The 15,756-nt window shown below is 45.4% G+C and carries 13 protein-coding genes; all 13 read right to left on the bottom strand.

The genetic code is table 11. From position 1 onward, the window contains the following. Positions 1–16 precede the first annotated feature (16 nt). The 13 genes from LG211_RS03265 to LG211_RS03205 all read right to left on the bottom strand — a co-directional run bounded on the left by LG211_RS03265 (position 17) and on the right by LG211_RS03205 (position 15,751). Positions 17–1,966: a fructose-1,6-bisphosphatase gene (locus LG211_RS03265; RefSeq protein WP_148396693.1), complete on the bottom strand. Its 1,950-nt coding sequence runs from the start codon at positions 1,964–1,966 to the stop codon at positions 17–19. Positions 1,967–2,353: 387 nt separating this feature from the next. Further along, on the bottom strand, positions 2,354–2,686 hold the full coding sequence (locus LG211_RS03260; protein ID WP_269476993.1) for a DUF3795 domain-containing protein: 333 nt from the start codon (positions 2,684–2,686) through the stop codon (positions 2,354–2,356). Between the two features lie 476 nt (positions 2,687–3,162). After that, the gene (locus LG211_RS03255) at positions 3,163–3,735 is read right to left on the bottom strand and encodes a DUF6434 domain-containing protein (RefSeq protein WP_269476992.1); all 573 of its coding nucleotides are present in this window, start codon (positions 3,733–3,735) and stop codon (positions 3,163–3,165) included. A 25-nt stretch (positions 3,736–3,760) separates the two neighbouring features. Beyond that, positions 3,761–4,201 carry a GNAT family N-acetyltransferase gene (locus tag LG211_RS03250; protein WP_148396695.1) on the bottom strand — a complete coding sequence of 147 codons (441 nt, stop codon included), beginning with the start codon at positions 4,199–4,201 and terminating at the stop codon, positions 3,761–3,763. Positions 4,202–4,326: 125 nt separating this feature from the next. Next, the gene (locus tag LG211_RS03245; protein WP_227754865.1) at positions 4,327–4,779 is read right to left on the bottom strand and encodes a cysteine hydrolase family protein; all 453 of its coding nucleotides are present in this window, start codon (positions 4,777–4,779) and stop codon (positions 4,327–4,329) included. A gap of 435 nt (positions 4,780–5,214) precedes the next feature. Next, positions 5,215–6,018: an MBL fold metallo-hydrolase gene (locus LG211_RS03240; protein WP_148396697.1), complete on the bottom strand. Its 804-nt coding sequence runs from the start codon at positions 6,016–6,018 to the stop codon at positions 5,215–5,217. A gap of 540 nt (positions 6,019–6,558) precedes the next feature. Further along, positions 6,559–7,284, bottom strand: coding sequence for a hypothetical protein (locus LG211_RS03235; protein WP_148396791.1), 726 nt, complete (start codon positions 7,282–7,284; stop codon positions 6,559–6,561). Between the two features lie 379 nt (positions 7,285–7,663). Next, positions 7,664–8,581, bottom strand: coding sequence for a homoserine O-acetyltransferase MetA (gene metA, locus LG211_RS03230; RefSeq protein WP_148396698.1), 918 nt, complete (start codon positions 8,579–8,581; stop codon positions 7,664–7,666). 397 nt (positions 8,582–8,978) lie between these two features. Beyond that, a complete protein-coding gene (locus LG211_RS03225) occupies positions 8,979–10,268 on the bottom strand; it encodes an O-acetylhomoserine aminocarboxypropyltransferase/cysteine synthase family protein (RefSeq protein WP_269476991.1) in 1,290 nt (429 codons plus the stop codon). A 144-nt stretch (positions 10,269–10,412) separates the two neighbouring features. Beyond that, on the bottom strand, positions 10,413–11,783 hold the full coding sequence (locus LG211_RS03220; RefSeq protein ID WP_148396700.1) for a YjiH family protein: 1,371 nt from the start codon (positions 11,781–11,783) through the stop codon (positions 10,413–10,415). Positions 11,784–11,839: 56 nt separating this feature from the next. After that, entirely contained in the window at positions 11,840–13,882 is a 2,043-nt protein-coding gene (locus tag LG211_RS03215) for an FtsX-like permease family protein (RefSeq protein ID WP_227754863.1), read from the bottom strand. After that, the gene (locus LG211_RS03210; protein WP_227754862.1) at positions 13,872–14,639 is read right to left on the bottom strand and encodes an ABC transporter ATP-binding protein; all 768 of its coding nucleotides are present in this window, start codon (positions 14,637–14,639) and stop codon (positions 13,872–13,874) included. Before LG211_RS03210 ends, LG211_RS03215 begins: the two co-directional genes overlap by 11 nt. A gap of 80 nt (positions 14,640–14,719) precedes the next feature. Continuing rightward, a complete protein-coding gene (locus LG211_RS03205) occupies positions 14,720–15,751 on the bottom strand; it encodes a sensor histidine kinase (protein ID WP_148396703.1) in 1,032 nt (343 codons plus the stop codon). Positions 15,752–15,756: the final 5 nt, after the last annotated feature.

Genomic DNA, 15,756 nt, shown 5'->3' with positions numbered 1-15,756 from the left:
AACTTTGCGTCCCGTCCTAAAAGCTTTCTTTCAGCTGGCCTGTGCGGTATGCGTTTACCAACGCCTTCAGCTCTTCCACTTCCTGTTCCAGTTCCTTACCCTGGTCAGTGTCGCGGACAGTCATTCTCTTTGGCAGCGTTTCGACGGTAGTGATCTTGGGCGCATGGAACACCTGTGTTCCATCCTCCTTTAAAGGCTCATAAGGCTTGTGCTCCGAAAGCGCCATATATCGGGAGTTAAAAATAAAGGTATAGCCTGCGATTCCCGTCTGTTTCTGATACGCCTTGGAAATACCCCCGTCGATGATAATCAGCTTGCCGCCGCCTTTGACCGGGCTCTCCCCATCTTTAATCTTTACCGGCACATGTCCGTTGAGGATGTGGGAAGTCTTTGGTTCCAGTCCGAATTCTTCCAAAATCTTTTCGCAGATCTCTTTGTCGTTGATCAGCTTGTAATAAACCGTCGTATGTTCTTTGTGGGATTTTTTATCAGCAATGAAGCACCGTTCAAAGGTGGTCATCTGATCTTTTCCGAACAGCGGCGAATTATTGCTGAGCCACAGATACCACATAATATCCCCGGATCTGCCGATCTCTTCAGACTCGTCGGGCACGAAATAGGCTTTCCTCACCTGCTCATCCAGGTAATCCATGTATTCCTTACCCTTTTTTGTAACCCCGTTAACCGTGCAATCCTTGAATTCCCCGTCTTCGGTCATGGGGATGCAGCCATGATACAAAAGGTTGCCGTTAATGCGTTTATAAAGGCTGCCGTGGCTGTAAATAAAGCGTATATGCTTTTGCAGTTTTTCACTCTGGAGGAAGGCCGCCTCCAAGGATTGGAGGGTTTCTTTTTCTTCCTTTGTCAGTTCGTAAGGATGGGCCGGGTCGATAGTGGGAAAATTTTTATCCCGCAGTTCATAAGTAACCCCTTTGATCTCAATGGTCCCATGCTCATAGTCCACTTTATCCAGCATCATCCTGTGTTCCAGCTTGTATTCCGGATGGGCCATAATCCGCTGACCTTCTACCTTGAACTGGCAAATGGCGATCGCCTTGTTCATCTTTGCCGCCAAATCTTCGTCTACCGGATCGTACTCGTTTTCATCCAAAATTTTAGGTTTGAAAAACTCGCAGGGGTCATCCCCATAAACAGTGGTTGCCAAAATCGCCAGGGGCCGGAGATTGATGCCATAACCGATTTCCAGCATATCGAAATTGTTGTAGCTGATATTCATTCTGAGAACGTTGGTGATGCATGCCCAGTTGCCGGTGGCCGCTCCCATCCATACGATGTCGTGGTTTCCCCATTGAAAATCCACGTCATGATAGTCCATCAAAAAATCCATGATTTCGTCAGGATGGGCCCCTCGGTCCCAAATATCTCCAATGATATGGAGCCGGTCAACCGCCAAATTGCTAATTAAATTGGACAGTTTGATAATGAATTCTTCTGCAACCCTGCACTCTATGATCGAGTTGATGATCTCGCTGTAATAGTGAGCCTTGTTCGCTTCGTCATCCGCGTGAAGCAGCTCATCCATGCTGTAGGATAGATACTCCGGAAGCCGTTTTCGGACTTTTGAGCGGGTGTACTTTGTGGAGACGGACTTGCAGATCTCAACCAGCTGGTAGATGGCTGATCTGCACCATTTATCAAAATCCTGTTCGGAGGCCTTTCTCCGTTTCAGTTCCGCTTCTGCGTTGTAAACCAGCGATGCCAGTCCTTCCCGCTCTTCTCTGGATAAATCCGGGCCAAAGATTTCATCCACTTTTGAACGAATGACGCCGGAAGCGCTTTTCAGCATGTGAATAAATGCTTCGTGTTCACCGTGCAGGTCGCTCAAAAAGTATTCGGTTCCCTTTGGCAGCGCCAGGATTGCACTCAGGTTGATTATCTCAGCGGAAGCCGCTTTAATATTTGGATAATCCTTGGACAAATGCCTTAAGAATTGTTCATCAATCATACTTGTTCCCTTCTCTTTACAAAATGATAGAAAGCTAAATTAACTGTATAGACTGTTTTATTTTATCATAAGTCAATTATTGCCGCAACGAAGATATCCTTCTGATCCAGATAAGATTCCAATCGGTTCTGATAATTCGCCGCTGGTTCGTTCAGTTTTCTAAAATCGCGACAAATGTTGTTAAGTTTTTTGTATTCATAAAATCCCACCTCAAATCATACAAAAAAACCGAATTCAATATTCGAAACCATTCGTTTTTTTAATGGAAAGCTGGCACTGCATACAATTTTTTTGAATATGCCGTTAAACCGGAAGTGGAATGTGAGTTTATCGAGTATCAGGACGGAGAATTTGGATGCGGCGTGAGGACAAACGTCAATATGTAGTTTATCCCTTCAAATTGTCCGCTGCTTCAGGATTATCTGCAATAATCTCTCCAACAGTCGGACAGCCATCCATGTTTGGACAATCCCCGCATGTCGTCACGCTTTTTTTCAATGCACACTGACGAATTTCGCAAAGACTATCACAGAATACGGTTTTGACCCCTTCAGTGCGACAGCCCAGACAGTTGATGTGTTCAGGCAAAATGGGCGCATTATTCAGCTCTGCCCATTCCCTCGCGGTTTTCTCACGTAACGCTTGATCGTCATTGATTGTTGCAATATATGCATCACATTTTTCGCAATCCAAACCGCAGTATGCAATCATCTTTCTCATGGTTATATACCTCCTCAAGTTCTAAGTTTGTCTATTTTATAATAATTCCTTTTTCTAAAAGCAATACCTTCGTCTTTTCAAATCGTTCGGCATTTTGCACCCCTATATATTCATGCTTTTGCCATGCTGTTTTCTCCCTGCCAAATTCCTAGTTAAGCGGAGATTTGTATTGCATGAAAGGCTTACCGCTCGATTGAAAGAAAAGGAGGAAAGGTATCAGCGCCATCACTGCGCCGCATAGTTTTTGTGTTTACGTCAAAACACTTACCTTCGTAATCATAGTGTAGTTTTCCAGTTCGTAAACCAATCCCTTTGTAAACCGCGTTTTGCCATCCACATTCTTTTCAATGAAGTTAATGATTTCTTTCATCTTGAAAATCTCCTACTCTCCTAATACGCCTTTTACGAATAGGGCGTAATACAATCAGCCCGTCGATATTTTGAGAAAACAAATCAAACCGACAAACGAGGATCTATCAATCCAAAGCTACAAGGTCAGACTGTTCATAGCCGTTATGCCCCTGCAATTGTTTTTTATAGTTCCAACACTTAATTGCTTCCTCTAACGTTTTTCCTCGGTTGTCCGCAAAAAAAGCTCGGATATAGGTGTTATATTCAAACTGTTTATCAATTTTTGTCTTTCCTTTTTTCTTATCTTCAAGGATTTGATAATAAGCTGCAATGGCTTCCTTATAAGTTTTTCCTGCATTGCTTTTCAACCATTTTTGAAAAGCCACATTAAAAGAAAAGCGATTTCCAATATGTTCCTTAAAAAATGTCCGATGCTTTTCTGAACAAACAAAATCAACTTCGATTATTGTATCCTCACTAATATCGGATACGGTCATTACGTTTCTCTTTACTTTTGAAGGTTCTTGAATTTCACCGGTATCAAGAAAACAAGCAATTCGATCTGTTATTTGCAGCTTTCCACCAGAAACAGGCAGGCCGTTTTTCCTGCAAAAGTCTACTAATTCTTCTTTCAAATAATAGAAATCACGAAATTTTTTGCTATCTAAATTTTTATCTAAAACAGGTCTTTCCGTCATAGTGTTCCCCTTCTCAAATTCCAAATTATCTCTCCCGTTTCAAGTAGACCATATCAACGAGCTGTTTCCCATCCTCAAACATGGGATGGTCATAGTTGTCCGTAAAAAAGTTTTTTATGCGATGGGATTCCGCAAAGCCGCATTTGTGATAAAAGTTAAGTGCGGAAGGGACGTCGCCAGTTCCAACCAGCATTGTGTTACAGTCAGCGTAATGGGAAAACAGAAAATCGATCGTTCTTTTGCCATAACCTTTTCGTTGACAGTCTGGTAAAACCGCAATGTTTTTCAGTTCATAAACACCGTCTGCTTCTTTCGTAATTACACATTCGGCCTTTACTCCATTGTCGTTTAAAACAAACATTTCGCCACGTTCCAGGTACTTGTCTACCATGTTTTCCTGTTCGTCGGCTAACAGCAACAAATCGAGATATGCTTTTTTATTGTGTGTGACTTTTTGTATGTTCATAAGCGGTCACCTCCATATTATATTTTTCCAGCTTGCCAAATTCACCTGCTTCAAGCTATGTAGTTTATCCCTTCAAATTGTTCACTGCTTCAGGATTATCTGCAATAATTTCGCCAACAGTTTGACTATTTTATAATAATTCCTTTTTCTAAAAGCAATACCTTCGTCTTTTCAAATCGTTCGGCATTTTGCACCCCTATATATTCATACCGCAAAATCGTTTTATAGCCATTTTGCATGGAATCGATTGCAGTACTTTTTATACAGGAATTTCCATCAATGCCTGCGATTTCAATTTCTGTGATCTGATTTTGCCTCAAAATTTCTTGCAGCTCTGGATTAGAAAAAGCACTGGCTGATTCTTTGCAGATTATATATTCAGAGTTGATGTTCAAATTCTCAGCCAACTCATTTGTTTTCCTGCCGCTCCTGAGCCTTTTTGTATTTTTTACATATACAATAAGCTCTTTGTCGGCAGTTGCTCTTTGAATCCTCTCGTTTACGCAAGCAAGTAATAAAGGCGGGTATTTTTCTATATAGCCCTCTTGCAAATCGATTACAAGTAATGCTTTTGCCATGCTGATTTCTCCCTATCGAATTCCTAGTTAGTTTATAATTATTTATTTAGTCTCACTGAAATATTCGTTTAATATTTTTGCTAAAATCTTCGGCTTTTCTTCATTTACAAATGAAATTGTTTCACCCCAACTTGTTGACTTATGACCCGAACCATGTATAAAAATGTACTTCACCAACTCTTCCTTTCAAATTCCGATTTGTTCCATTATAACAAAATGGTCGGCATAAGCATAGCACTGTATCTTCATTATCTCAATATCCAATATTCTAAGTTTCAACTAGCTTTGTCCACAACTTAAAAGGACTTCCAAAGCAGCCCCCAAGTTATCTCTATTCAAAATAGTCCAGCAGCCTTGCTATAAGCTCATCTGCCGGCCGGTCGGCCGCTTCCTTGCAGTTTAAGCGGAATAGGAAATGAATGGTCGTTTTCTATCTTACTCTACTGCCAGCGCCTTATATACTTCACAAAATCGCTCAAAGCCGTCTTCCCCAAGAACAAAAATATTCGGCATATAGGCGCAGCGATTTTTTGAATAGTTGATGCGGTCAATACCTTGATCGAATATGGTGTGATTGGACAATGCCACATCCACATGCATTGTTTTTGCAGTCCGAATAAAATGATCGATCGAATCCAAATACTGTTTGGTTCCTTCTTGATCGTTCCACGGAGGGGTGGCCCCGCCAAACAAAGCAGCCATATGTTGGACTCCGTTTTCCATTACCGGAAACAGATAACTTAGGCAGCCGGGCGTATGTCCAGGTGTGCCGCATACAAAGATTTTTTTATCTCCGGCATCAATTGTTTCCCCTTCATCAATGTAACAATCAATTTCAAAATCTTTCCAGGTTTCCGGGCGGTCCGGCTTGGTTGGATGCTCCCTCCAGAACTGATCATCCACTTTCGAAAGATAGGTTTTGGCCTTATGGCGGTCAACCAGCCATTTCCCGCAGCCAGTATGGTCAACGTGTCCATGGGTTATCACATACTTGTAAATATCTTCTGGGTTCCAGCCGACATCGATAATTGCAGAGATAATCGCATCGTATACGGCTTTGGACGGCCATATTCCGTCAATTACTACGAGACCTTCGGCAGTCTGCCAAACGAAACAACTGGTTTCTTTCTGTGCCACGACCAGTAAGTCATCAAAGATTTGACAATGCGTAAACCATGAGAAATCCTCCATTCTTTGTATCGTTTGTTGTGTGAAAACAGGTTTCTTTTTTAAATTCATCGCACTTACCTCCAAATTCATAGTTTCAAGCCGCCTGCTGTTATTATACCTTGCAAGCGGCGTTGCAGCATATTTTTGCTGCGACTAAAATATCCGATCATTCCATTTAATTTTTTAGGAAGATGCTAAATTATGGTTTATTAGAATATAAGGCTTTTATCAAGTTTCATTATCTCAATGCGCAATCATTCTTCGGCAATCCGCTTTATCAACAGTTTAAAAAAAGCACCTGTCCTCAAAATTGAGTGGGTGCTTTTATATCTGCGTATTCGTTTCTCCCATCTCCAGCCGGTATCTTGATAAATCCATCCGTCTTTTATCCATATAAAGCTACACCTTCTCCCGCAACGTTCCGATAAAACGGAAGGATATCCTGCTCTGGAACCATATAGGACGATTTTGTAGACGTGATTTGGTAGTAATTTTAAGACTGCCCGGCAATCAAATTCAAGATTCCATTGGGAAGAATGCCAAGTGCTGATCTGAACCAAAAGTCCGTATGTCTGTAAGGCGCAGTATGTCCTCCACAACCGAAATTTATCAACAAAGATTCAGCTTATGAAAGTAGGCCCATAAATCATCTGCATATTTTGATATGGAGATGCTACTGGCTCGCTCTTCTATATCTTTCATTGCATACTTTACCAGATTTTCGCTGTCCCCTTCTTGATAGTTCTTTAGAATTTCCGACTTTCCTCTGCCAGTTTTCACAAAATGCTTTTGGCAATAATCTTCAAAGGTGCTGATTTTTTCAAAGTAATCTTTATAATCGGATAGAGTAGAATAGTCTTGCTTCAATCTATTTAAAAACAGATCCATAGAATCGTAATAATTCAACTTTTTGCTCGTTCTTCCAATATTCATAGGAAGAAGCCAGAAGTTCGCCAGGCAGTGATACGTCTCATAATAATTTTGTAAATATATTGGCCATTTACTTTTTGGTGTTCTGCTGCGATTGGTCTTACCGGCATTGGAAGTGATATTGGCTATTGAAGCAAAGCTATTCATAGTGTCGCCAGCAAATTCCTTGTTGACAAATTTTCCTTTTTCATCCAAAATCGTTTGATCCAAAATGTCTTGATAAATGATCTCATAAAAGCCTACTGCAAAGTCTGACATATCTTCATCAGCAGCTCCGTAGTATTTTTGCCCGGTCAATATTTTGCCCTGTTCATAGACAATCTCCGAGTAATTTTTGTTACATGAAATGGACGTTACCAATATGTCATGCACTTGTTTTTGTTTTAACTCATCGCTCAATTGCATATTTTGAAACCTCACTATTTGTCTCACCGGCCAGTAGCTGCTTCTTTGCTGGCATCTAGCCGCACAAAGGAGGAGGCTTATCAGGGTGATGGCTTGTGCTTTTTGGTTTACCATAATGAAAACGGGGGAATTTGACTGAAATTAGTGTAATCCCAGACGCCTGGAGGCTCCATGGAGCAAATCGCATCTCATGCGAAAGCTCCCTTATTGCTCGATACAGGCCATTTTTATATAGGTCTTTTCTGCTATTTTTATGTACCTCATTTTTAAGATTTTTGTACTCCCATGCGCTACGTCTTATACTCCCTTTGTACTCCCAATTCTACGCTATTTTAGGATATTTCCAGGTTTCCAAAGAATCCTTGCAAACCCGTTGATTTTACCGTATTTCATGCAAATCAAACGGGGTCGCCTGGTAAACGTAGTAATTAAGCCAGTTGGAAAACAGCAGGTTGGCGTGGGCTCTCCAGCGGAAAAGGACCTCCTTCTTCGGATCGTCGTCGCGAAAATAATTCGCCGGGACCTGAATATCCATCCCTTTCTTGATATCCCGGAAATATTCTCCGGCCAAGGTGTCCTTATCATATTCCTGGTGGCCCAGCACAAAAATTTGTCTGCCGTTTTCTGTGGAGATCACATGGGGTCCCACTTCCGGCGATTCGGCCAGGATCCGCAGCTCCGGATGCTCCAGCACTTCCTCTCTGCGTATCTGTGTATGGCGGGAATGGGGCGCATAGAATATCGAATCGAACCCCCGCATAAGCGGATTGTGGGCTCTGGTCACACGGTGCTCAAATACACCGAAAACCTTCTCATCCAACAGATGTTTGTCAATGCCATAATAATAATATAGCGCTGCCTGTGCTCCCCAGCAGATGAACATGTTGCTGTAGACATGAGTTTTACAGAACTCAAAGATTTCGCACAGCTCCTTCCAGTAATCCACCTGTTCGTAAGGCATCTGTTCCACCGGCGCGCCAGTAAGAATCATACCGTCAAAGTATTCATGTTTGATCTCGTCCAGGGTCTTGTAAAAAGCATCCATATGCTCTTGTGAAATATGGGTGGACTCATGGGAGTCCATCTGAACCAAAGTCATTTCCACTTGCAGCGGACTGTTGGCCAGCACCCGCGCCAGCTGCGTCTCAGTTGCAATTTTCGTAGGCATCAAGTTCACGATGACGATTTTCAGAGGACGAATGTCCTGGGTCATCGCTCTGGCCCGATCCATGGTAAAAATGTTTTCATTCTGCAGCGCTTCCGCTGCCGGTAATTGATTTGGTATGATTAAAGGCATTTATCTCCCTCTCTTCTGCTATGATATTTTTTATATGGGTGTCTTTTCAGGAAATTATTCCCATTTATGTTCGAAATACGGTGATTTGGACCTAATGTCCATATAAAATTGGACTTTTATGGGTAAAACGGAGCAAGACCCAGGGATTTTCGCAATGGTTAGCGCAAACTTTCGCAATCAATCGCCGCAATAGCTAGCAAATTAGTCATTCTCGCAAAAACAAATAGGAATAATTTGCAATTTTTCTATGGACATTGCCATGATTTTTGCCCATATCGAATAGAACTCGGCAAAAAAACTTAAAATCGGGACTCCCGGGGCGCGCAGCCAGGCATAAGCCAGCAAGCACCGCAGCGGCCCCTGCCCGCAAAGCACGCCTTAACCCGGCCGTACAAAACTATTTCACCTGCGCAAGCGCCTGATCGAAATCATAGATAATATCGTCGATCGATTCCAGTCCCACGGATACACGGATCAGCGAAGGGCTGATTCCCGCTGCGATCTGCTCCGATTCGGACAGCTGCCTGTGGGTCGTGCTGGCCGGATGGAGCACAGAAGTGCGGATATCACCCACGTGGACCACAATGCTGGTCAGATCCAGGTTTTCCAGGAACTTTTCTCCCGCTGCCTTGCCGCCTTTGACGCCGAAACAGAGCACGCCGCTGGTTCCCTTGGGCAAATACTTCTGGCCCAGCTCATAATACTTGTCCCCCGGCAGCCCCGGATAAGCCACCCACTCTACCATGGGATGATCCTGCAAGTGCTTTGCCAGAGCCATGGCATTTTCGCAGTGGCGCTCCATTCTCAAATGGAGAGTCTGGAGTCCCTGGTGGGTCAGATATGCGTTCAGCGGCGCCATCGCGCAGCCAAAGTCGCGCACCAGAACAGCCGTCAGCCTGGTGCAGAACGCAGTCGGTCCGAATTTTTCATAAAACCGCAGGCCGTGATAGCTTTCATCCGGCTCAGTCAGTCCGGGAAATTTACCGGCGGCCGCCCAGTCAAATTTGCCGCCTTCCACAATCATGCCGCCCACGCAGCTGGCATGGCCATCTGAATACTTGGTGGTGGACTGAATCACGATATCCGCGCCCAGCTCCAGCGGCCGGCACAGAGCCGGAGTCGCCAGCGTGTTGTCCACAACCAGAGGTACGCCGATCTCCTTTGCGACTTTGGAAAATTTGTCAAAATCCAGGATACTGAGCGCCGGATTTCCCAGAGATTCGCCGAATACGGCCTTCGTATTGGGCTTTGCCAGCTTGAGGATTTCTTCGGCAGGAAGATCCTGGTCCACGAAATCCACATCAATGCCCAGCTTTTTCAGGGAAACGCCCAGCAGGTTGTGAGTTCCCCCATAAATATTGGAGGCGGAAATGACATGGTCGCCCGCATTGCACAGGTTGAGGACGGTAATCAACGTTGCCGCCTGCCCGGACGAAGTCGCGATGCCGGCTGTTCCCCCCTCCAGGAGAGCCACTTTCTCTTCTAAAACTTTAACGGTCGGGCTTGCCAGCCTTGTATACATGAAATTGGGACTTTCCAGATCAAAGAGCTCCGCAACGTCCTGCGCATTATAATAGCGGTAAGTGGTGTTCTGAACAATCGGAGGTACCTGCGGCTCGCCGCTGCCAGCCTTGTACGCCCCGTGTACGCATTTTGTTTCAAATGCCGGTTTCCGTTCCTTTGTCATAATTGTATTTCTCCTGTTCCTTATTATAGATATTGAATATATTACACTATTTACATATAAAAAACAAGAAGGAGGCAGTTCGTTTCCAAACTGCCTTCTCTGTATGTATGGTATACTTTTTCGTATCTTATTTGTGATAACGACTTAAAAGATTAAGTGTGCGATTGGGCATACGATAATCAAGCTGATAATAGTTCTTTCCAGGAAGATCAAGAATAACTCCCACAGTCTTACAGGGAGCTTGGAAGCCAAAATCAGGCCGCCCACTTCAGATAGATAGATAAGCTGTGTTACGGATACCACTGCGACGATAAACTTTGTCATGGCGTCGGTAACACTTTCTGCGATGATAATCGAAGGCGTGAACATATCGATAAAGCCTACGATCATCGTCTTTGAAGCTTCAACAGCTTCAGGAACCTGTAATACTTCCAGAAGCGGCAGGAACACCTTGCCCAGAATCTCAAAAATCGGGGTGTTGTTTGCCAGCACCAGAGCCACCGTACCGATGGCCATAACAGTGGGCAGTACGCCGAACCACATTCCAACAGCATTCTTCATGCCGTTTTGGAAGAAATGGCCGATGCCCTTCTGCTCGTCGGTTCTCTTTAATGCCAGGTCCAGTCCATATTCTCTGGTTGATTTATACTGGGATGGAATCGTTTCCGGCATAGCCTTGCCTTCCACCACATATGTATCCTTTTTCAGGGACAGCGGCGGGATTCTGGGAACGATAATGGCGCAAATTACGCCTACCAGACAAATGAGCAGATAGTACAGACCAAAATACTGCATCAGATCTACCTGAGCCAGGACAACGATACTGAATGTAATGGATACTGCTGAGAACGTCGTTGAGATAACAGAAGCCTCTCTGGTGGAATAGTAACCGCTTTCATATTGATTGCAGGTCAGCATAACGCCCAGGGTGCCGTCTCCGATCCAGGAGGTGATACAGTCTACTGCCGCACGTCCCGGAATCTTGAATAGCGGCCGCATAATTCTTGTCAAAAGGGCGCCGACAAATTCCAGCAGGCCGAAATCCAGCAGCAAAGGCAGCAGCAGTGCCGCAATCAGGAAGATGATAACCAGTACCGTGAGCAGATCTCCCAGTACAAAGCCTCCGGCTCCGCCGTCGGTAATCATATGCAGGATCCCGGTCTCGCCTTCTCCAGCGCCGATTTCCAGGAACGTCAGCCAGATGAACACGGCTCCCAGGATTCTCACAATTACCCAAACAATACTTACTGAAAACGTATCCTTCAAAACCACATGTTCTGTGATAAACTTCGGCTTGCCTAAAGAAATTAATGACATGATTGCTGAAACGGTTACAATGATAACACATAAAATAGGCAGAACGCCGCCTAATGCACTGCCGATCATATCCGCTATGATTTTTACAAAGATCGTCCAGCTTCCGTCGTACTTGACTGGAATCATAAACAGAATAATGCCGACAATTGAAGGAACTAAAAACTTAACCAGCCGATTGCTCTTCTTATTGTTCTCCATAGATACCTCCTTTCGTATAACCATACACCTATATTATAGCATACTATTCACCCAGATCAATCCTGGGTTATGTTCTTTTTAAACTCAATATAAGTTGCTAGGAAATACAGCAGGTATACCGCCAGGAAAAGGACCAGCGAGACTCCATAGTAATACAGCACCGGCGTGTGGGTCCCCGTATAAAAGATAAATTTATGGCTGGCAAACACAGAAACCGCTCCGCTGAGAAAGGCCGCCGCCAAAGCCGGACACAGATAATAGATCAAAAGCTGCCTTAGCACTACCCGGTTGATCTCCCGCTCCGTAAGCCCCAGTTTGCTCAGCACCCGGTAGCGGAACTTATATTTAGCCGAATCTCCCAGCTGCTGCACAGACAGGATGGTCATGGCTACGCACAAGAACACAATGCCGATGTATAAGAGCGGATAAGAGACTGCCGTAATGACGAACCGGGTTTCTTCCAGCAGATTGGTTCTGACCAGAACCGTATCCTCCATGGAGATCACCTGATTCGTGCCAAATCCCCAGGTAATGTCCATCTTCATATCACCCGTCTCCTCATCTTCATAATCCTGAAGAGCGCTCAGCTTCTCCTGCAGACCCTGCGGCGCATCTCCCTCAAGGTCGGCTGCCAGAAGTGAATAAAAGGGTTTCATCCCCGCAGCCGCGCTGTCGGGAACCACCAGCACATAGTCTGCGCCGTTTTCTCCGCACTGGGAAAAGGGAATAGTGGAAATTCCCTGGCAGCGCAGGTGTTTTCCGCCGGCTGCCAGAGTCTGGGAAGAAGCAAAGCCTTCCAGCGTATCCCGGTCCCGGTCCTGGGTTTGAATCAGATACTGATCCTCTTTCAAGCGGACCGCCTCATATCCCAGCATGCGGCGCAGCTTATTGTAGTCCGACAGCTTCATGTAGGTATCATAATCAAAATATTCCCCCTGTCCGTATTCCGGCTTCTTTTCTTTCATCGGGGTCACATGATCAAAATAGGGCAGATGATCGTAGAGATATTGGTTTACCGGATCGTTTCCGTTCTCATAGATGCGGTAGACCAGTTCTTCCTTTACCTGGTTTTCTTTTCTCAGGATATCCCGCTGGGCTGAAAAATCATCATCCGTCTTGTCGCTGAACACGATCACATCAAAGGGAAGGCGGGCGTCCAGCTCCGTTTTCTGAAAATCGTTGAACATCATTGCGATGGAACAGCCGATCATCGCCGCTGTGAAAAGGATGGTCAGAGAACCCATGGTAAAGCTCATGGTCTTGATCTTGGAAGCCATCTGGCGGAGAAGGAACAGGCCGGCTCCTTTATAAATCCGCTTGCCTTTTCTATGGATGTAAGCGGCCAGCATACCGGAAAGACCAATGTAAAACAGATAGATGCAGACGATCAATCCCAGGACCATGGGCAGCGCAGCGGCCAATGTAATTGCTCCTGTAAAGAGACAGACAGCAAAGATTGCAAAATAGACCAGGGAAACGATCAGCCAGATCCCGGAGAGCTTGCGCGTCTTTTTGTGAAGCTTCTCATTCTGTTTATCCAGATAAATCAAATCGTGGATGTTCATCTTTTTAAATTGCTTTTTATTTTTTAAAAGGGCAAAAAAATAAACCAGGAAATACAGACACACGGTCATGAGCAGGCCCCAGCCGCTGAAATCAAGGGATAAGTGGTACGGCTTATCGAAAAGGCTGTAAATGATCGAGGTCAGAACCTGCTGGAAAAAGAGACCCGGCAAAAGTCCCAGCAGAAAAGCCGCGGTTCCCAAAACCCCGTTTTCCCGCATGAACAGACGGCTGATCTGCTTTTTGGTCATTCCCAGGAGCATGTAGGTCCCCAGTTCCCGGCTCCGTTTCTCCAGCATAAAACGGATGATATAGTGAATCAGCCAGGCGATGATAAAAATAATAAAGAACGTCGCCAAACTGAGCATAACGGCCATCATCGCTCCGCCTTCCCGGTAGAGTTTTACCAAATCCTTGGAAAAAATCATGGAGTCAAAGGCGAACATCAATGCGGCAATCACCGCCATGGTAACCAGATAGATGAGATAGTCCCCCATGGAGCGGCGAGCGTTGCGAACAGCTAGTTTATTCAGCATGGGAAAGGTCACCTCCCGTAAGGGACAAAACGTCCAGGATTTGACTCAAAAACTGCCGCCTGTCCTTCTCCCCTCTGCGAAGCTCGTGGAAGATTTCTCCGTCCCGCAGAAAGAGGATCCGGCTGCAATAGCTGGCGGAAAAAGCATCGTGGGTGACCATAAAAATCGTCGCATTGAGCTGGGTGTTCATGGTTTCAAAGGTGGTCAGGAGGATCTGGGCTGACTTGGAATCCAGCGCTCCTGTTGGCTCATCGGCAAAGATCAGCTGGGGCCGGTTGATCAGCGCTCTTGCGCAGGCGCATCTCTGTTTTTGTCCGCCGGAAACCTGATGGGGAAATTTGTCTTTGATGTCCCCGATTCCCAGCCGTTCCATAATCTCAGCCGTTCTTTTCCGTATTTCCTTTGCCGGCTTTTTGTGCAGAGCCATAGCCAGGGTGATGTTCTCTTCCATTGTAAGGGTATCCAACAGATTAAAATCCTGAAAAACAAAACCCAGCCGTTCTTTACGGAACTGGGCCAGCTGATCGTCGCTCAGGGTTGTAATATCCAGGTCCCCATAGTAAATGTGCCCGGAAGTTACCTGATCAATGGTGGACATCAGGTTGAGCAGAGTGGTTTTTCCCGAACCGGAAGCGCCCATAACGCCCATGAATTCCCCCTCTTTCACCTCAAAGCTGACCCGGTTTACGGCTTTTGTCACATGGTCTTTGCTGCCGTAATATTTTTCGATATCACAGATTCTGATCGTTTCTTTCATCAATATGTCTCCTTTCCTTGTGATATCTCAAGTATAGACGGTGCAGGAAGGCGGATGTATCGCTTTTGCTTACATGAATCTTACAAATTTGAAAGACTCGCGTGATCGCTTTTGGGAAAGGCCAGCAGAATCCGGGTAAAGGCGCCTTCCTCTGACTCGGCCGTTATTTGGATTCCCAGTTTGCCGCATAATTTTTTGCATAGGTAGAGGCCGATGCCGGTGGACTTTTGGCCGCCCCGCCCATTGGTTCCAGTAAAGCCTTTCTCAAAGATGCGGCCGATTTCGCTTTCTGGGATGCCCATGCCGTCGTCTTCAAGGACAAGGAGCACACCGTTTTTTATATCTTTTCCAGTGATCCGGACTTTTCCGCCCTGGCCTTTTTTGTACTTTGCCGCATTGATGAGAATCTGGCCCAGAATAAACTGGAGCCATTTTTCATCGCAGAACACGCTGCCGCAGCTGCAGCTTGCTTCAATCATCATCCTGTTTGCAATGAGGTAAGCCTTATTCCTGGCAATCGTCTGATCGATCACAGCCTGCAGGTCGGTTTCCCTGATCAAATAGTCCTGATAAACAGAGTCGGATCTGGCGTAGAAGAGGGCGGATTCCACCAGATTGTCCATTCTCGAAAGCTCGGGCGCGATTTTCCGCGCCGCTTCCTTTGCCGCAGGATCGGTCTGGTTTCTGCAGATTAATTCTATGGCAGTAATGGGCAGTTTGACATCATGGATCCAGCTTTCAATGTATTCTTTGTATTCTCTCTGTTCGTCTTCCATCCTGCGGATGGCCTCGATGACCGCTTTGTTGGAGAGGCGGATCAGCTGGCGGTACTTCCGGTCTTCGCTGCGATAGGGTTTCCCCATGATCTCCCCCAGCAGATAAGGCTTATCCAATGCCTGCAGGGTATGCTCCAGATCTCGGAAATAGCGGTTTCTCCTCACATATCCCAGGGCAAAGAAAATGACCAGCGTCACAGCCCACCCTAAAATCAGAAGAACGGTCATGCTTGCGCTGACGCCTCCTGCCGTCAGATAAGCCGTGACAGCGATCATTGCGGCCAGATTCACAAGCAGCGTCCAAATTCGGTCTCTCATATATTCAAAAACGGTCATGCTTT

This window comes from Hominibacterium faecale, from assembly GCF_020734085.1.
In the GTDB taxonomy this organism is placed as follows: domain Bacteria; phylum Bacillota; class Clostridia; order Peptostreptococcales; family Anaerovoracaceae; genus Hominibacterium; species Hominibacterium faecale.
The sequence above is the reverse complement of the archived record's forward strand: the minus strand, read 5'-3'. Positions and strand labels throughout refer to the sequence as shown.